This is a genomic window from Salinicola endophyticus (assembly GCF_040536835.1).
In the GTDB taxonomy this organism is placed as follows: domain Bacteria; phylum Pseudomonadota; class Gammaproteobacteria; order Pseudomonadales; family Halomonadaceae; genus Salinicola; species Salinicola endophyticus_A.
Genome location: NZ_CP159578.1, coordinates 1602437 through 1619333, shown reverse-complemented (window position 1 = coordinate 1619333; position 16897 = coordinate 1602437). Strand labels below are relative to the sequence as shown.

Here is a 16897-nt window from a genome sequence, read left to right as displayed (position 1 = left end):
AACGGGCCTGGGCGAGCGGGCGGTGGCTGGTATACTGCGCCACCGACCCGCTGCAAATGGTAATGACATGACTTTCGAGGACGCTGCGCCCCCGAGCAAGACACAGCTCAAGAAAGAGATGCAGGAACTGCAGGCGCTGGGCGAACGCATCATCGCCCTCGACCCCGCAGTGCGCGCGCGCCTGCCGCTCTCCGACGAGATGATTGCCGCGGTGGAAGAGACCGGGCGCATCCGCTCCCACGAAGGGCGCCGGCGCCACATGCAGTACGTCGGCAAGGTGATGCGCAAGGAGGATCGCGAGGCGATCCGCGCCGCCTTCGAGGCGATCGACCAGGAACAGGTCCAGCGCAATGCCGCCTTCCACCGTCTGGAGCAGTGGCGTGACCGCCTGATCGACGACGACAGCGCGCTGGAGCCGTTCATCGAAGCGCATCCCAGTGTCGACCGCCAGACCCTGCGCCAGCTGATCCGCAACGCCCGCGCCGAGCGCCAGCGCGGCAAGCCACCGGCCAGCGCGCGCAAGCTGTTCCAGCTGATCCGCGACACCGTCGGGCTGTGAGTCGCCCGCCGCGGCCGCCCGGCGACCGCGGCCCGTGACTCACGACGCCGTGCCACCGACGGTCAGCTCGTCGAGTTTCAGCGTCGGCTGGCCCACCCCCACGGGTACGCCCTGCCCCTCCTTGCCGCACACCCCGATCCCCGTGTCCAGGGCCATGTCGTTGCCGATCATGGAGACCCGCGACATCGCCTCGGGGCCATTGCCGATCAGGGTCGCGCCCTTAACCGGCGCGGTGATACGGCCATCCTCGATCAGATAGGCCTCGGACGCCGAGAACACGAAACGGCCCGAGGTGATATCGACCTGGCCGCCGCCGAAGCTGACCGCATAGAGCCCGCGCTTGACGCTCTTGACGATCTCCTCGGGGTCATCGTTGCCCGCCAGCATGCAGGTGTTGGTCATTCGCGGCATGGTCACGTGGGCATAGGATTCGCGCCGCGCGTTGCCGGTCGGCTGCATGCCCATCAGCCGCGCGTTGAGCTTGTCCTGCATGTAGCCGGTGAGGATGCCATCCTCGATCAGCGGGGTGTACTGACCCGGCGTGCCCTCGTCGTCGATCGTCAGCGAGCCGCGGCAGTCGGCCAGGGTGGCATCGTCGACCACGGTGACACCGCGCGACGCGACCTGCTCGCCCAGGCGGCCGGCGAAGGCCGAACTGCCCTTGCGATTGAAGTCCCCCTCGAGACCGTGGCCTACCGCCTCGTGCAGCAGAATGCCGGGCCAGCCGCTGCCCAGCACCACCGGCATCTGGCCCGCCGGCGCCGCCACCGCATCGAGATTCACCAGCGCCTGGCGCACCGCCTCGCGGGCGTAGCTGGTGGCGACGCCGGCGTCGCGCAGCCGGCTCATCGCATAGCGCCCGCCGCCGCCGGCACTGCCCCGCTCGCGGCGCCCATCGCGGGCCACGATCACATTGACGTTGAGACGTACCAGCGGGCGGATATCCGCCGCCAGGGTACCGTCGCTGGCGCACACCAGGACCACTTCATGCACCCCGGTCAGCGAGGCGCTGACCTGGGAGACCGCAGGGTCGGCGGCGCGTGCCACACGGTCCGCCTCTTTGAGCATGGCAATCTTGTCTTCGGCGGAGAGCCCGCTGAGCGGGTCGATCCCGGCGTAGCGCGCGCTGGCGGCCACCGCCTGCACCGATTGCGGCGCCTGACGACTGCCGCTACGCGCGATACCCGAGGCGGTGCGGCCAGTCTCGGCGAGCGCATCGGCACTGATCTGGCTCGAGTAGGCAAACCCGGTCTTCTCGCCGGAGAGCGCGCGCACGCCGACCCCGCCGTCGATGCTATAGCTGGCGTCCTTGACCTCGCCATCCTCGAGCACCCACATCTCGTGCCAGGTGCGCTGGAAGAAGAGGTCCGCGTAGTCGATACCGGCCCCCATGGCGTGCCCCAGCCCAGCGTCCAGCGACGTCTGGTCGAGGCCACCCGGGGCCAGCAGCAGGCTCGAAGCCTGCTTCAAGGCGCTTTCGCTCATGTCTGTCATTGGGCGTTTTCCCGATTGTGGCAGCCGCGCCGCGCGCCGAGCACGCACCGGTTGCCGGATTATTGGGCGCTTTCCACGCTGATGTCCGGCGCGGACCAGGGCCCCTGTATGCGGTAGTGGACCTGGGTCACGTTGTCGATCCACTGGCCGAACAGCTGATGGAACACGAACAGCCCCAGACCCACCTGCGGCGCCCCGGCCATGATCGCGACCAGCGGCAGGTTCTGGCTCACCGGCACCGTGATGCCCAGGCGCTGATCCAGCGTCTGACGGTTGAGATCGACGCTACCCGATAGCGTGAAGCGCGTCGAGGTCCCGTCGACCACCAGCGGCCCGTCGCTCTGGATCACGCCGTTGTAGAGCGTGGCGCTACCCTTGAGCGTGTTGAAGGCGGTGCCACTGCTGGTGACGTCGGAGAAGTCGAGCTTGAGCCGGCGCAGGATATTGTCGAGGTTGAAAAGTCCCACCAGCTTGGCCGAGGGGGAATGGACCTGGCGCAGACGGCCATTGCCCAGATCCAGCGCCAGCCGGCCACTCGTCAGCGGCAGCGCGAACTGCCACGGCGCCCCGGGCCAGGCCAGCTGCAACCGCCCCTGGGCGCGTTCGCTGGTGATCGGCACCTGCTGGTCCAGCGCGGCGAAGGCACTGCCCAGATTTTTCCCCTCGGCCTGCAGGTTGGCGCGGGTGAGGCTGGCACTCCCCGAGGCTTCCCAGCGCAGGTTGCCGGAGATGCCCATATCCCCCAGCGTCAGCTTCAGCGGGTCAAGCGTCAGGCCGCGATCATCGGCACGCCAGCGCGTCTCCAGCGGCCCGAACTGCTGACCCTGACGCTCAAAACGCGCGATCTTCACCTGCCCCGCTGGCACCCGGGCCAGCCCGTCAGGCAGGGCGATCGGCCGCGGCGCGGTCTCGATCTGGTTCAACAGCGTCTGCCCCATCTCCCCCTCTTTATCGCCCTTCGCCGGCTTGGGCGTCAGTGCATCGAGATTCAGACGCGCCAGCGACACGTCGATGGGCACCTCGGCGCGCGGCTGCCAGCGCGCTCGGCCCGCGGCGATCTCGCCATCCAGCGATAGCTGCCAGCCGCCGCCGGAGAGAGGCGAGGCATCGGCCTGCATGCCGCCAAGGCAGCGGCCCTCGACCAGGATGCACGGCGTCGCCAGCGCCACCCGTTTCAATCCACCGCCATCGTTGACCGGCACCGCCGCGGGCTTGTCCAGGTCGTCGGTGATCGCGGTGGGCACCTCGCGCTTCTGCGCGGCATCGTCGGGGGCCGCCTGCAGTGACGTCAGCGCGCTGGCCCAGCGCCGGGTATCGAGCCGGTTGGGCCGCCACAGCACGTACCAGCCGGGCTCACTGGGCCAAGCCGCGTCGGCCCCGGGCCAGCCCTCGAGCCATACCTGCCCCTGCACCTGCTCGCCCAGCGTCCGCCAGCGCGCACGCCCCCAATCGGCCAGGGTGACCGTACCCGAGCCAGCCGCGATATCGGCATCGATGGCCAGCGGCTCGCGGTGCCCGGCCGCCTTGCCGAACGGCGCGGGCAGCTGAATGGCCAGCCCCTCGAGATCGCTGCGCACGGCGAGGCTGGCATTATTCTGGGCATCGAAGGAGATCTGTGCCCGATACGGAAAGAAGCCGCTGGCCAGCCCACCGACCCGCGCAAGCCCCGCCCAGCCGAGCAGCCCGCGGGCCAGGGCGCGGCCCTCGAAAGTGATACCCGAGCCCTTGGCGCCGCCGATATCGAAGGTCGCCAGCAGCGGGCCATCGAAGGCGCGGGCGCCGAGCTGGCCCTGGAGATAATCCTCGCCCTGCTGATGCCGGTAGTGCAGCGGGCCGTTGATCCCGCCGAGGGTCAACTGCAGCTCCGGGAAGGTCAGCGACTCGACGTCGGCGTGCCCCTGAACGTCGACACTCAGGTCTTTCTCGGCATCGCTGTCCGGCGTCATCGGCAGGGCGATGCTAAGCGCGGCGTCGACCTTGCCCTGGCTGCGCCACAGACCAAAGGTGCGGCTGAGGTCGTCGAGTGGCGCCTGGGACAGAAAGTCGAGCAGGCCCGCACTGTTGCCACTGACGTCACCGTTTATCGCCAACTGCCGGTCGGCCAGCGTGACCTCGGCATCGCGGGTGGTCAGGCCGTGGCTGGTGGCATGGTCGATCTGCGCCTGCAGGTTCATGTTGTGCATCTGCAGATGGCCATAGACCTGCTCCAGCGCAGGCCAGTCGGGGGCATACTGCAGCCGCCCATCGGCGATATCCAGCGCCAGCGTGAAGCGATCGTCGGGGTTGGAGAACATCTGCCCCTCGGGCGCCTCCTTGTCGCTCAGGGTGAGCGACAGTCCCAAGCGGCCCTGGGTGACCACGCCGCCGAGGTCGCCCCCCAGCCACTGCATCAGTTCAGGGTCATCGAGCGCGCGTGTCGGCAGCCACGGCAACAGCCGCGTACGCCGCGCATCGGCATCGGCGAAGCTGAGATCGAGCATGAAGGCGCCGGGCTTGTGCTCGGCATGGTAGAGGGTCAACCCGAAGCGCCCGCGGGCACTGGCCCCGCGCCACCCGGCACGCAGGTGCTCGCCGCTGAGCACGACGCCATCGTGGGTCAGGTGCCAGTCGATCACCCCGCTGGCGGCGGACAGATCGAGCGGCTCGGCATACACCGAGGGAATCACGAAGCGGGTATCCGCACCGCCGGCGAACGTCACCCGGCCACCGCGCCCGCGGAAGGTCGCCCAGGCGTCGAAGGGCCCGCCACCCGGGGCGTCGTCCCAGGCCGAGACCGCGACCCGGGTAAGCGCCGCCTGGGCATACCACTCGCCGGCATCGCGCCCAACCTCCAGGCCATTCACCCGACCCTGCGGTTCGAGCTTGCGCAGCGCCTTGAGCAGCGCTTCGGGCATTGGCAACTGGCGCAGCGACGCCGCCATGCCGCCGAGGGCGAAGGGCGTGGTGCGCAACCACCAGCCCTGGGGCGTCGAGCGCGCCTGCAGACGCTGCGGCCAGCTCGGCAGCGGCGTGGCATCCGTGGCAAGGTCCGCGCCGCTGGCGTTGCCGCCAGTGCTCGCCGCCGGCGCGCCATCTGCCTGGGCCAGACGCAGGTCATCGGCCCAGGCCTGCCACTGGCCATCGGCATCCCGGGTCAGCCCGCCCTTGACGCCGATATCGTGCAAGCCATGGGTCTTGCCATCGCTGCTGTCGACGACCTGCAGCGTGGGCACATCGAGAGCCAGGTGTGCCTGGCGCAGGCCACCGTCGCGCCACTCGCCGCCGGCCGAGAGCTCGCCGTCGAGTGTCGTCAGCGTGCGCGGATAGGTCTGTGTCAGCAGGTTCAGCAGCGGCGTCAGCGCCCCCAGGTCGAGCCGGCTCTCGAAGCGCGCCACGGGCCCCGGGCTCCCATCACTGGCGCCCGCCCCACCGGTCTCGATGGAGAGATGCAGCCGCCCCGCGTCCGGGGCATCCGTTGGCGTCGCCTCGTTCGACTCCGCTCCCGAAGCCCCGTCCCGGTGATCTCCCTCCGCCCCGGCCAGGCGAGCGACCAGCGATGCCTTGCCGTCGCGGCTGCTCAGATCGAGCTGCGCCAGCGTCAGCGCGCGGGTCTCATCCTCGGCGTGCAGTATCAGGGTCAGATCGTCGAGCGTCGCCTGTTGCTGGGCCAACCAGGTGAGCCAGCGGTCGAGGTCGGGCGTCGTCGCCCCAGCATTCTCGCCGCCGCCGAACCAGCGACTGCCGGCACCGTCGGGCCACCCCCAGCCACCATCGGCACGACGGTAGAGATGCAGCGTGAGGCCATTGAGCGTCGCCGGCGCCAAGACCGGGGCGCGCTGATGCCAGCTGGCAACGCTGTCGAGGCGCGCCTGGGCATGCGCCACCTGCAGCAGCGGCTGGCCGCCCTGGCTCTCGAGATCGAGATCGTCGATGCCCAGGGTCGGGTCGAGGCGGGCCAGCGAGAGCGACAGCCCCCCGAGGCTGCTCTGGGTCTCCAGGCTCGAATCGAGCCAATCCATCAGCGGCGGCGCCAGACGCTCGCTCTGCCAGGCCAGCAGCCGCACCCCGCTGACCACCAGCGCCAGCATCAGGACCAGCACGGCGACCAGCGTGAGCAGCCAGCGGAGGGTGACGCGCAGCGGGCTCATCGGGTTACATCAACACGATGTCGTACTGTTCCTGGGAGTAGTGCGCCTCGACCTGGAACCGGATCGTCTTGCCGATGAAGGATTCGAGATCCGCCACCGCCGCCGACTCCTCGTCGAGCAGGCGGTCGACCACGGACTGCGAGGCCAGCACCATGTAGGTCTCGGGCGAGTAGGCCCGCTCCTCGCGCAGGATCTCGCGAAAGATTTCGTAGCATATGGTTTCCGGTGTCTTCAGCGTGCCGCGCCCATGACAGGTAGGACAGGGTTCGCACAGCGTCTGTTCCAGACTTTCGCGGGTGCGCTTGCGGGTCAGCTGCACCAGGCCGAGCTCGGTGACACCGGTCAGCTTGTTCTTGGCGTGGTCACGCTCGAGCGCCTTCTCCAGCACGCGCAGTACCTGGCGCTGATGCTCGAGCTCTTCCATGTCGATGAAGTCGATGATGATGATGCCGCCGAGATTGCGCAGCCGCAGCTGCCGGGCAATCGCCGTGGCGGCCTCGAGATTGGTCTTGAAGATCGTCTCTTCGAGATTGCGATGGCCGACATAGCCACCGGTGTTGACATCGATGGTGGTCATCGCCTCGGTCTGGTCGATCACCAGATAGCCGCCGGACTTGAGCTGCACCTTGCGCCCCAGCGCCTTCTGGATCTCGTCCTCGACGCTGTAGAGGTCGAAGATCGGACGCTCGCCGGGGTAGTACTCGATGCAAGACTCCACCGTGGGCATGAACTCGCGGGCGAACTCCTTGAGCTTGAAGTAGTTCTCGCGCGAGTCGATGCGGATCTTCTCGATCTGGTCGCGCATCACGTCGCGTAGCGTACGCACGAACAGCGGCAGGTCATCGTAGATCGGGCTCGGCGTGGGCGCGCTGATCCGCCGTTCGGCGACCTTCAGCCACAGCCGCTGCAAAAACACGATGTCAGCGAGCAGCTCATCGCGGCCCACCCCCTCCGCGGCGGTGCGGATGATGAAGCCGCCCTGCTGCGCGTCCTCCAGCTCGGACTGGCCGCCTGCGACCAGCGCCTTGAGGCGCTCGCGCTCGGCGTCGTCCTCGATCCGCTGGGAGACGCCGATATGCGGCGAGTCCGGCATATAGACCAGATAGCGCGACGGAATCGAGAGATGGGTGGTCAGGCGGGCCCCCTTGGAACCGATCGGGTCCTTGGTGACCTGCACCACCAGCGACTGCCCGGCATGCAGCAGATGGCTGATCGAGGCGGGCTCGGCCTGCGGCGAATCGGGCGCCACCACCTCGTTGACATGGATGAAGGCGGCGCGCTCCAGCCCGATGTCGACGAACGCCGCCTGCATCCCCGGCAGCACCCGCACCACCTTGCCCTTGTAGATATTACCGACGATACCCCGGCGCCGACTGCGCTCGATGAAGGCTTCCTGCAGCACGCCGTTCTCGACCACCGCCACGCGGGTCTCCATCGGCGTCAGATTGATCAAAACCTCACCGCTCATGCGGGCATCCTTGTCACGGGTTGTCGGGCGCGGGTGGAATCCCTCGTCAGTTGCCGGTCCTGCTGCTGGCGATGTCTATCTCGCTGCCAGGATTATGACACAGGCCCGGCATCCTCCCACAAGGCAGGCCCACTCGGGCGCCCGAGGCGAGCAGCGCGCTACGATGCCCAGCTGCGCTACAGCACCCGAATGCCCTGCGCCTCCAGGAGTTCCGCGGTCTCGTGGAGCGGTAGCCCGACCACCGCGGAGTAACTGCCCTCGAGGCGCTCGACGAAAATCGCCGCCCGCCCCTGCACCGCGTAGCCGCCGGCCTTGTCGGCCGGCTCACCGGTAGCCCAGTAGGCGGCCATCTCCGCTTCGCTGAGCGTGCGCAGCCACACCCGGGTCACCACCCGGCACTCGAGCAGCCCGCGGGGTCCGATCAGCGCCACCGCCGAGAGCACCCGGTGCTCGCGCCCGGAGAGCGCACGCCACATCGTGCAGGCGTGCGCCAGATCGCGCGGCTTGCCGAACACCTCGTCGTCACACACCACCACGGTATCCGCGCCCAGGGTCGGTAATGCACTACCTGCGTGCCCCGCCAGCGCCTTTTCCCGCGCCAGCCGGCTGACGAAGGTCTCCGGGGTCTCGTCGTGATCGCGCGACTCGTCGATATCCGCCGGCGCGACCTCGACCGCGATGCCGATGCTGGCGAGGAGCTCGCGCCGGCGCGGCGAGGCCGATGCCAGCCGCAGTACCGGCGTGGTGACGTGGGGTGAACAAGATGGGGACGACATTGACATGGACTCCTGACACCTTTGGCTCAGCCGATACCCAGGCGCCGCCTCACGGCCTGCATCATGGTGAACAGCCACGGCCACAGCAGCGCGCCGATCAGCGCCGGAATCAGAAACTCCAGACTCACCGAGATCGGGCCGAAGATGGTGCGCAGCCACTGCTCCACCAGCTGCCCGATGCCCAGCAGCACGAACACCAGTACCGCCTGCTGCCAGATCGAATAGACCCGGAAGCGCTGATAGAGCAGCAGGAAGAGGTAGGCCAGCAGCGACAGCGTCAGCGCATTCTGCCCCAGAGGGGCGCCCTCGATCAGATCCAGCAGCAGGCCGAGCACGAACCCGTGAATCACCCCCACGCGCTGCGGCGTGGCCACGCACCAGTAGGCAAGCAGCACGCCGAGCCAGTCCGGGCGCCACACCAGCCAGGCATCGGGCAGCGGCATCACCTGCAGGCAGAGCGCCAGCAGCAGGGTGAACCAGACGAACAGATAACCGAAGAGCCCCATACTCACGGCGCCCCCTCCGCTTGCAGACGCAGCGCCGCTTTCAGCGCCTCTTCACTGATCCGATGCGCGTCGGGATGCGCCGGATCCCCCGGCCACATGACCTGTCGCGCCATGCTCTCGGGGTCGCCCAGCCCACTCGCATCCGGCGCCGAAGGCGGAAACAGCAGCAGGAAGTAGCGCGACCGCTCGGGCTGCGCGATCGGCTCGGCGGTCACTTCCATGAACGCCTGGCTCGACTCGCGCTTGACCCCGGTGACCCGTGCCACCGGATAGCCCTGCGGAAAGCGCCCGCCCAGCCCGGAGGTGACCAGCAGATCGCCCTCGCGGATGTCGGCGGTGGCCGGCACGCTGGGGATATCCAGCGTATCCAGCTGGCCGGTGCCCTGAGCGATGAAGCGCAGACCGTTGCGATTGATCTCCACCGGCACCGCATGGTTGGCATCGGCCACCATCAGCACGCGGCTGGTGTAGGCGGAAACCGAGACCACCTGACCGATCAGCCCCGAGGCGTCCATCACCGGCTGGCCGATATAGACACCATCACGCCGCCCGCGGTTGATCACCATCTGCTGGGTGAACGGATCGGAATCCAGCGACAGCAGCTCCGCAGTGATGTAGGGCACGTCATCGGGATTGGGCGCGTTGAGGAGTTCGCGCAGATGCACGTTCTCAGCGGTCAGGCTGGCCATACGCTGGACCCGGTTGGAGAGCGTCAGCAACTGCTCGCGCAGGCGCCGGTTCTCGTCGATCAGGCTCTGCTTGTCGGAGAACGCCATGGCGCCCCAGCGCACGCCCTCACTGGGCAGGCTCACCAGCCACTGAATGGGCGCGACAATGGAGGTCATGTGGGAACGTGCCGACTCCACCGCACTGAAGCGGTGTTCGGCAAACATCAGCCCGAATGCGAGCACCGCACACAGCAGCATGCGGTACGTCGGCACCGGGCCGTAAGAGAACAGCGGTTTGATAGGCCTCACTCCCGCCTACCGGTGACCGGGCCGCAGGCGCGGCGCCGGTCGCGGATGGCCTCAATCGCTGGAGAGCAGTTCGAAGGTGTGCTGGTCGATCATCTCCAGCGCCTTGCCGCCACCACGCGCCACGCAGGTGAGCGGGTCCTCGGCGATGATCACCGGCAGGCCGGTCTCCTCGGCGATCAGCTTGTCGATGTCGCGCAGCAAGGCCCCACCGCCGGTGAGCACCAGACCGCGCTCGGCGATATCCGAGGCCAGCTCCGGCGGAGACTGCTCCAGCGCGCTCTTGACCGCAGCGACGATCGCCGCCAGCGGCTCCTGCAGCGCGTCCAGAATCTCGTGGGAGTTGAGCGTGAAGCTGCGCGGAATGCCTTCGGCCAGATTGCGCCCGCGCACGTCGATCTCGCGCAGCTCGCCGCCGGGGTAGGCACAGCCCACCTCCTCCTTGATCCGCTCCGCGGTGGCTTCGCCGATCAGGCTGCCGTAGTGGCGGCGTACGTAGGAGGTGATCGCCTCGTCGAAGCGGTCGCCGCCGATACGCACGGACTCGGAGTAGACCACCCCGTTGAGCGAGATGATCGCGATCTCGGTGGTACCACCACCGATGTCCACGACCATCGAACCCTGCGCCTCCTCGACCGGCAGGCCGGCGCCGATGGCCGCAGCCATCGGCTCTTCGATCAGATAGACATCGCGGGCGCCGGCGCCCTCTGCCGACTCCTTGATCGCGCGGCGCTCGACCTGCGTCGACATGCAGGGAACGCACACCAGCACGCGAGGGCTGGGCGTGAGGAAGGTGCTCTGATGCACTTTGCGAATGAAGTGCTGCAGCATCTGCTCGGTAACGGTGAAATCGGCGATGACACCATCCTTCATCGGCCGGATGGCGGTGATGTTACCGGGCGTGCGCCCCAGCATCCGCTTGGCGTCGAGACCGACGGCGGCGACGCTACGCATGTTACCGGATTGGCGAATCGCCACGACGGAGGGTTCGTCCAGGACGATACCGCGACCGCGGACATAAATCAGCGTGTTGGCAGTTCCCAGGTCGATCGACAGATCGCTCGAGAACAGCCCCCGTAAACGTTTAAACATGGAAACTTTTACCTAGTCCAGACCGGAACCCTGTGCGGACGCAAACGGTATCATCGTGGGGGGGAAGCAGCAAGCGCGCGCCTGCCAGTTCGGGGCCGAATATGCTAAGGTTCGCTCCATTTCTCGGCCTATCTCAACGGCACGTTTTTTGGGCCCCGTTTTCCACCCCATTTCGAGACGAGGAACGACACTCATGGCAATCGAACATGCGGACGTATTGAGAGCCGCGCATCTGGCACGTCTGGGCATCAACAGCGATGCCGAGGCGGCCGGCTACGTCGACGATCTGTCGCGCATTCTGGAGATGGTCGACCGCCTCCAGGCCGTCGATACCCAGGGCATCGAACCGCTGTCGCACCCGCTCGACACCACCCAGCGCCTGCGCGCCGACGAGGTGACCGAGGAGAATCAGCGCGAGCGCTTCCAGGCCTGCGCGCCGGCCACCGCCGAGGGCCTCTATCTGGTCCCCCGTGTGGTCGAGTAAAACGCCCGCGCAGCACACTTCTTTCCAGGCCGGCGCCGCGCGCCGCCCACGGTTCCATAGCCAGACCCGTATCTAGACAGGGACTCTCTCCATGCACGAGATGACGCTCACGGAACTCGCCAAGGGCCTCAAGGCCGGCGATTTTTCCAGCCGCGAGCTCACGACCAGCCTGCTCGACCGCATCGAGCGCCTGGATGGCGAACTCAACACCTTCATCACCGTGACCCGCGATCAGGCACTGGCCGCGGCCGATGCCGCCGACCAGGCCCGGGCGCGCGGTGACGAGCGCCCGCTGGCCGGGCTGCCGCTGGCCCTCAAGGACATCTTCTGTACCCGCGGCGTGCGCACCAGCTGCGGCTCTAAGATGCTCGACAACTTCGTCTCGCCCTATGACGCCACGGTGGTCGAAAAACTCGAGGCGGCCGGTATGGTCAGCCTGGGCAAGACCAATATGGACGAGTTCGCGATGGGCTCCTCCAACGAAAACAGTTTCTATGGGGCGGTCAAGAACCCGTGGGACAAGAGCGCCGTGCCCGGTGGCTCCTCCGGCGGCAGCGCCGCCGCGGTCGCCGCCGGCTTCACCCCGGCGGCGCTGGGCACCGATACCGGCGGTTCGATCCGCCAGCCCGCCGCCTTCTGCGGCGTGACCGGACTCAAGCCGACCTACGGCCGCGTCTCGCGCTACGGCATGATCGCCTACGCCTCGAGTCTCGATCAGGGCGGGCCGATGGCGCGCAGCGCGGAAGACTGCGCGCATCTGCTCGGCGCCATCGCCGGTCACGACCTGCGCGACTCCACCAGCGTGGCCCGGGTGGTGCCCGACTACCTGGCCGAGCTCGACACGCCGCTGGCCGGGCTCAAGATCGGTCTGCCCAAGGAGTATTTCGGCGACGGCCTCGATCCGGAAGTGGAGCGCGCGGTGCGCGAAGCGATCGGCGTCTACGAGTCGCTCGGGGCCAAGGTGTGCGAGGTGAGCCTGCCGCACACCCACCTGGCGATCCCGGCCTACTACGTCATCGCCCCGGCGGAAGCCTCCTCGAACCTCTCGCGCTACGACGGTGTGCGCTTCGGCCACCGCTGCAACGCCCCGGCGGATCTCGAGGATCTCTACAAGCGCTCCCGCGCCGAAGGTTTCGGTGACGAGGTCAAGCGGCGCATCCTGATCGGCACCCACACCCTCTCCGAGGGCTTCTTCGACGCCTATTACCGCAAGGCCCAGCAGGTCCGCCGGCTGATCCGCCAGGACTTCCTCGACGCCTTCGACGAGGTCGACGTGCTGATGGGCCCGGCCGCGCCGACCCCGGCGTTCGATCTCGGCGCCAAGAAAGACCCGGTGTCGATGTATCTGCAGGACATCTACACCATCGCCATCAACCTGGCCGGCATCCCGGGCATCAGCGTACCCGCCGGATTCTCCGGCCAGGGCCAGCGGCCGATCGGCCTGCAGATTCTGGGCCAGCACTTCGCCGAAGCGCAGTTGCTCAACGTGGCGCATCAATTCCAGCAGGCGACCGATTGGCATCGCCGCCACCCGAGCCTCGACCAGGAGACGATCTAATGCAGTGGGAAACCGTCATCGGGTTGGAAGTGCACGTGCAGCTGGCGACCCAATCCAAGATCTTTTCCGGCGCCTCCACCGCCTTCGGTGCCGAGCCCAACACCCAGGCCTGCGCCATCGACCTGGGGCTGCCCGGGGTGCTGCCGGTGCTCAACGAAGGCGCGGTGGCGATGGCGGTCCAGTTCGGGCTCGCCATCGACGCGCACATTCCCGACACTTCGCTGTTCGAGCGCAAGAACTACTTCTACCCCGACCTGCCCAAGGGCTATCAGACCAGCCAGATGGCCCAGCCCATCGTCGGCAAGGGTGAAGTCGAGATCGTGCTGGATGACGACGTGCGCAAGCGGATCCGCATCCACCACGCCCACCTGGAAGAGGACGCCGGCAAGTCGCTGCATGAAGACTTCCACGGCATGAGCGGCATCGATCTCAACCGGGCCGGCACGCCGCTGCTGGAGATCGTCTCCGAACCCGACATGCGTTCGGCCAAGGAAGCGGTCGCCTATCTGCGCGCGATCCACGCCATCGTCACCTATCTGGGCATCTCCGACGGCAACATGGCCGAGGGCTCGATGCGCTGCGACGTCAACGTCTCGGTACGCCCCAAGGGCCAGGAAGCCTTCGGCACCCGCGCCGAGATCAAGAACGTCAACTCCTTCCGCTTCGTCGAGCGCGCGATCGAGTTCGAGGTCGAACGCCAGATCGAGCTGATCGAGGATGGCGGCAAGGTCGTGCAGGAGACCCGGCTCTACGATCCGGACCAGGACGAGACCCGCAGCATGCGCACCAAGGAGGAAGCCAACGACTACCGTTACTTCCCCTGCCCCGACCTGCTGCCGGTGATGCTCGACAGCGCCTATATCGAGCACCAGCGCGCCACCCTGCCGGAACTACCCACCGAAAAGCGCCACCGTTTCGAGAACAGCCTGGGGCTCTCGGCCTACGACGCTGGCGTGCTCTCCGCCACCCGCCCCACCGCCGAATACTTCGAAGCGGTGCTCGCGGTGTGCGGCAACGCCAAGCAGGCGGCCAACTGGGTGCAAGGCGAACTCTCCGGCCATCTCAACCGTGAGAACATCGACATCAGCAACAGCCCGGTCACCCCGGAGCAGCTCGGCGGCCTGGTCAGCCGCGTGCTCGACGACACCATCAACGGCAAGGCGGCCAAGCAGGTCTTCGCGGCACTCTGGAACAACGAAGGCCAGAGCGCCGACGAGATCATCGAGGCACGCGGGCTCAAGCAGGTCACCGACACCGGCGCCATCGAAGCGATGATCGACCAGGTCATCGCGGACAGCCCTGTGCAGGTCGCCCAGTACCGCGACGCCGACCCGGAGAAGCGCGGCAAGATGATCGGCTACTTCGTCGGCCAGGTGATGAAAGCTTCCCGCGGCACCGCCAACCCGCAACAGGTCAACGGTCTGCTCAAGCAGAAGCTGGACGAGGCCTGAGTCGGCAACGTCTGACAGACCAGCCCTGCCCCAATGCAAACGCCCATGGCCAAGGCCATGGGCGTTTGTGTGTTGGTGATGCCATCGGCCTAGGCCGCCTCGGTGCGCACCCGCTGCCGCAAGGCCAACGTGCACCGCTCGCGATCCTCTCTGGCTAGGCTCTTGAGCGGGATCTTGAGCTTGCCTTCGCCGGAACTGTCTTTGCGGTAGTAAAGCACACACTCGCGCGGGGTCGCTTCGACGCGCGCTAACTGGTCGAGCGCAAGGGTCGTACGCGGACGGATGATCGCCAGTTTGACCGAGACATGCTCATCCGTGAGCCGGACGATAGGATTGAACTGGAACCAGAGCCCAGCCACGATCAGGGCACAAGCGACGAGGATCGGAGCCCCTGGAAAAACCGGCGAGCTGGAGATCGCCACCAGCGACGCTAGCAATAATCCACCCCCGCCGCAAAGCGCGATAAGCGAGGAGATCTTGGCGTAAAAAGCTTGATCCGGACTTCCTTGGTCTGGCATAAAAATCATCCCTTAGCGTCAGACAGCCTGGCGTCAACTTATGACTTATCACCACACACCAGCACCTACATGAAAGCTTCAGTTGGCGCGTCGAATAAAACCGCCACCGACCTGAACGTTATGTTCTTTCTGCCACTCTTGAGATTTACGAATGGCTTCGTCGATCTGCTCTTGAGTCATTTCCTCGGCAACGCGTTGCTTCCCTTCCACACCGGCAGACCCGCTAAGATCGTAATACTTATATGCTTGCACTAGGTCTTTATCAGTACCAACACCTTTTTCATAGAACTCCGCCAACTTTAAAAACTGCACAAACCGAGAGTTACCATATTTAGCTGAAGCAGCCCTCTTCTTCCATTCAAAAGATTTTTTTTCATCGTGCAGCACACCATCGCCACCATAAATCACAGAGAGATTGGCAGCTGAAAGTTGATCACCATTTATCGCAGCCTTTTCAAACCAAAAAATAGATTTCTCGATATCTTTATCGAACACACTCTGCAACACATCACCTTTGTAAGCAAGTCCAAGGGTTCTTTGCGACTTTATGTAGCCATTTTCCCCGGACTTCAAGACAAAACTTCGAACCTTGGCAAGATCTTTATCTACACCCAACCCTTTATAATACATCGTTGAAAGTGCGTAGCCAGCATCAAAAACATCATCGCACCAGGCACGATGTAACAGAGAAAAAGCTTTTTTATAATCAGGCTGAACTCCCCAAGCCGCATCTCCACTCAGGTATATCATCCCCATCATATATTCAGCCGATGGCAACCCCTCCTCAACTTGACTTTCAAGCTCGACCCTACTGGTTTTTGAATAAGCAGCATTCAAGCCATCGCCAGTTGGATCGGGAAACAGAACCTCACCGACAGCAGTTAGCGGAACAAACAACAAAAACACAAGAAAGAAGAAATGTTTTTTAAACACTATCAAACTCCATTTTAAAAACATCGTGAACATTCGCCCCAACAGTACGAGAGGAATTAAAACTCACGTCCAGAACAACCTCATCAGCAAGAAGCTCTCTAGCAAAAACTCTATTCACCTCCACGGAGTACCCCTTTTCACTAGATGTAATAACAGGACGCCCATCACCCCCCTCTTCGAAATCAATATCAGCGGTCTCTCTATCTACCACCGGGGCTCTAGAATCAGCAAGCTTAACGACCTTATGACTATACAACTCTCTATTACCATCAGCGCAAAAAAGAGAAAACGCAACCTCGAACCTACTCAACCGAGGAAAACTTAACGTCAACTCTACTTCTCTTTCTACACTAGGCCCTGGCCCAGGATGACCCACCTCTCTCCAAGATAGCTGCACCAACACCCCCTGAAACACCATCTCCAGGGAACTCTGCTCCGACGCCATATCGTCGAACGGCAGGACCTGCATATCTTCTCGTTCCGATGGCTTACCGAGAATGCTGCGGTTCACCCACATCTGTACCGCCGGGGATACCATGGCCACGAATGCATAACCCAGCAGTAGCGTCAGAATCCCGAAAAACACGCCCACCACGAGCCCGACACCCGTGCTCGCACTGATCACGACGATCGAAGCAATACCGGCGAGAACCCCAACACCGCCGACGATCATGCCATAGTGGCCGTTAAGACTCTGGCCTGTCTTGTTGGCCTCGTTGGCTTCCGTCAACTTCTTCAGGCCATCCCAGATGAAGAGGGTGTTGCCGATATCGCGGGCGTTCTGCGCCAGATCACCCAGGCGCTGCTGTTCATCCTCCGGCGTATAGCTGCCTGGCAGGGGGGGGGCGCCACTCTCCCCCGTCACCGCGTTGATATCCACGTAGACCGGCAAGGCAGTCCGTACCGTTCTGTTGCTCTCCGCAACCGGGGCGGAGAGATCCCAATAAAAAACCCATG

14 protein-coding genes are annotated in these 16897 nt (G+C 65.4%); 4 read left to right on the top strand and 10 right to left on the bottom strand.

The window, feature by feature from the left end; translation table 11 throughout:
* Positions 1-67: 67 nt before the first annotated feature.
* Positions 68-559 carry a ribosome biogenesis factor YjgA gene (gene yjgA / locus ABV408_RS07360; protein WP_353981790.1) on the top strand — a complete coding sequence of 164 codons (492 nt, stop codon included), beginning with the start codon at positions 68-70 and terminating at the stop codon, positions 557-559.
* Positions 560-598: 39 nt separating this feature from the next.
* Here the strand turns inward: yjgA and tldD are convergent, their stop codons facing one another.
* The 7 genes from tldD to ABV408_RS07325 form a co-directional block, all read right to left on the bottom strand.
* The gene (gene tldD / locus ABV408_RS07355; RefSeq protein WP_353981789.1) at positions 599-2053 is read right to left on the bottom strand and encodes a metalloprotease TldD; all 1455 of its coding nucleotides are present in this window, start codon (positions 2051-2053) and stop codon (positions 599-601) included.
* 59 nt (positions 2054-2112) lie between these two features.
* Positions 2113-6180: an AsmA-like C-terminal region-containing protein gene (locus ABV408_RS07350; RefSeq protein WP_353981788.1), complete on the bottom strand. Its 4068-nt coding sequence runs from the start codon at positions 6178-6180 to the stop codon at positions 2113-2115.
* Between the two features lie 4 nt (positions 6181-6184).
* Complete coding sequence (gene rng, locus ABV408_RS07345) at positions 6185-7648, bottom strand: ribonuclease G (RefSeq protein WP_353981787.1); 1464 nt, start codon at positions 7646-7648, stop codon at positions 6185-6187.
* Between the two features lie 176 nt (positions 7649-7824).
* Entirely contained in the window at positions 7825-8430 is a 606-nt protein-coding gene (locus ABV408_RS07340; protein ID WP_405049929.1) for a Maf family protein, read from the bottom strand.
* A 20-nt stretch (positions 8431-8450) separates the two neighbouring features.
* A complete protein-coding gene (gene mreD / locus ABV408_RS07335) occupies positions 8451-8930 on the bottom strand; it encodes a rod shape-determining protein MreD (protein ID WP_035473850.1) in 480 nt (159 codons plus the stop codon).
* 2 nt (positions 8931-8932) lie between these two features.
* Positions 8933-9856 (bottom strand): rod shape-determining protein MreC, encoded by a 924-nt coding sequence (gene mreC, locus ABV408_RS07330; protein WP_353982207.1) that lies wholly within the window; start codon positions 9854-9856, stop codon positions 8933-8935.
* A gap of 102 nt (positions 9857-9958) precedes the next feature.
* Complete coding sequence (locus tag ABV408_RS07325; protein WP_035473851.1) at positions 9959-10996, bottom strand: rod shape-determining protein; 1038 nt, start codon at positions 10994-10996, stop codon at positions 9959-9961.
* Between the two features lie 193 nt (positions 10997-11189).
* Between ABV408_RS07325 and gatC the strand changes: the two genes are divergently transcribed.
* The 3 genes from gatC to gatB all read left to right on the top strand — a co-directional run bounded on the left by gatC (position 11190) and on the right by gatB (position 14489).
* Positions 11190-11480 (top strand): Asp-tRNA(Asn)/Glu-tRNA(Gln) amidotransferase subunit GatC, encoded by a 291-nt coding sequence (gatC, locus tag ABV408_RS07320; RefSeq protein ID WP_035473853.1) that lies wholly within the window; start codon positions 11190-11192, stop codon positions 11478-11480.
* A gap of 91 nt (positions 11481-11571) precedes the next feature.
* Positions 11572-13038 carry an Asp-tRNA(Asn)/Glu-tRNA(Gln) amidotransferase subunit GatA gene (gatA, locus tag ABV408_RS07315; RefSeq protein ID WP_035473855.1) on the top strand — a complete coding sequence of 489 codons (1467 nt, stop codon included), beginning with the start codon at positions 11572-11574 and terminating at the stop codon, positions 13036-13038.
* On the top strand, positions 13038-14489 hold the full coding sequence (gatB, locus tag ABV408_RS07310) for an Asp-tRNA(Asn)/Glu-tRNA(Gln) amidotransferase subunit GatB (RefSeq protein WP_353981785.1): 1452 nt from the start codon (positions 13038-13040) through the stop codon (positions 14487-14489). The genes gatA and gatB overlap by 1 nt, the downstream gene beginning before the upstream one ends.
* Positions 14490-14578: 89 nt before the next feature.
* Here gatB and ABV408_RS07305 read toward each other — a convergent pair whose 3' ends face one another.
* The 3 genes from ABV408_RS07305 to ABV408_RS07295 all read right to left on the bottom strand — a co-directional run bounded on the left by ABV408_RS07305 (position 14579) and on the right by ABV408_RS07295 (position 16832).
* On the bottom strand, positions 14579-15007 hold the full coding sequence (locus tag ABV408_RS07305) for a hypothetical protein (RefSeq protein ID WP_353981784.1): 429 nt from the start codon (positions 15005-15007) through the stop codon (positions 14579-14581).
* A 78-nt stretch (positions 15008-15085) separates the two neighbouring features.
* Positions 15086-15964, bottom strand: a complete 879-nt coding sequence (locus ABV408_RS07300) for a tetratricopeptide repeat protein (RefSeq protein WP_353981783.1) — start codon at positions 15962-15964, stop codon at positions 15086-15088.
* Entirely contained in the window at positions 15933-16832 is a 900-nt protein-coding gene (locus tag ABV408_RS07295) for a hypothetical protein (protein WP_353981782.1), read from the bottom strand. The genes ABV408_RS07300 and ABV408_RS07295 overlap by 32 nt, the downstream gene beginning before the upstream one ends.
* Positions 16833-16897: the final 65 nt, after the last annotated feature.

What these genes read in the sequence shown, in the direction of transcription:
- yjgA (WP_353981790.1), top strand. Translation starts at nt 68, where the DNA reads ATGACTTTCGAGGACGCTGCGCCCCCGAGCAAGACACAGCTCAAGAAA.
- tldD (WP_353981789.1), bottom strand. Translation starts at nt 2,053, where the DNA reads ATGACAGACATGAGCGAAAGCGCCTTGAAGCAGGCTTCGAGCCTGCTG.
- ABV408_RS07350 (WP_353981788.1), bottom strand. Translation starts at nt 6,180, where the DNA reads ATGAGCCCGCTGCGCGTCACCCTCCGCTGGCTGCTCACGCTGGTCGCC.
- rng (WP_353981787.1), bottom strand. Translation starts at nt 7,648, where the DNA reads ATGAGCGGTGAGGTTTTGATCAATCTGACGCCGATGGAGACCCGCGTG.
- ABV408_RS07340 (WP_405049929.1), bottom strand. Translation starts at nt 8,430, where the DNA reads ATGTCAATGTCGTCCCCATCTTGTTCACCCCACGTCACCACGCCGGTA.
- mreD (WP_035473850.1), bottom strand. Translation starts at nt 8,930, where the DNA reads ATGGGGCTCTTCGGTTATCTGTTCGTCTGGTTCACCCTGCTGCTGGCG.
- mreC (WP_353982207.1), bottom strand. Translation starts at nt 9,856, where the DNA reads ATGCTGCTGTGTGCGGTGCTCGCATTCGGGCTGATGTTTGCCGAACAC.
- ABV408_RS07325 (WP_035473851.1), bottom strand. Translation starts at nt 10,996, where the DNA reads ATGTTTAAACGTTTACGGGGGCTGTTCTCGAGCGATCTGTCGATCGAC.
- gatC (WP_035473853.1), top strand. Translation starts at nt 11,190, where the DNA reads ATGGCAATCGAACATGCGGACGTATTGAGAGCCGCGCATCTGGCACGT.
- gatA (WP_035473855.1), top strand. Translation starts at nt 11,572, where the DNA reads ATGCACGAGATGACGCTCACGGAACTCGCCAAGGGCCTCAAGGCCGGC.
- gatB (WP_353981785.1), top strand. Translation starts at nt 13,038, where the DNA reads ATGCAGTGGGAAACCGTCATCGGGTTGGAAGTGCACGTGCAGCTGGCG.
- ABV408_RS07305 (WP_353981784.1), bottom strand. Translation starts at nt 15,007, where the DNA reads ATGCCAGACCAAGGAAGTCCGGATCAAGCTTTTTACGCCAAGATCTCC.
- ABV408_RS07300 (WP_353981783.1), bottom strand. Translation starts at nt 15,964, where the DNA reads ATGTTTTTAAAATGGAGTTTGATAGTGTTTAAAAAACATTTCTTCTTT.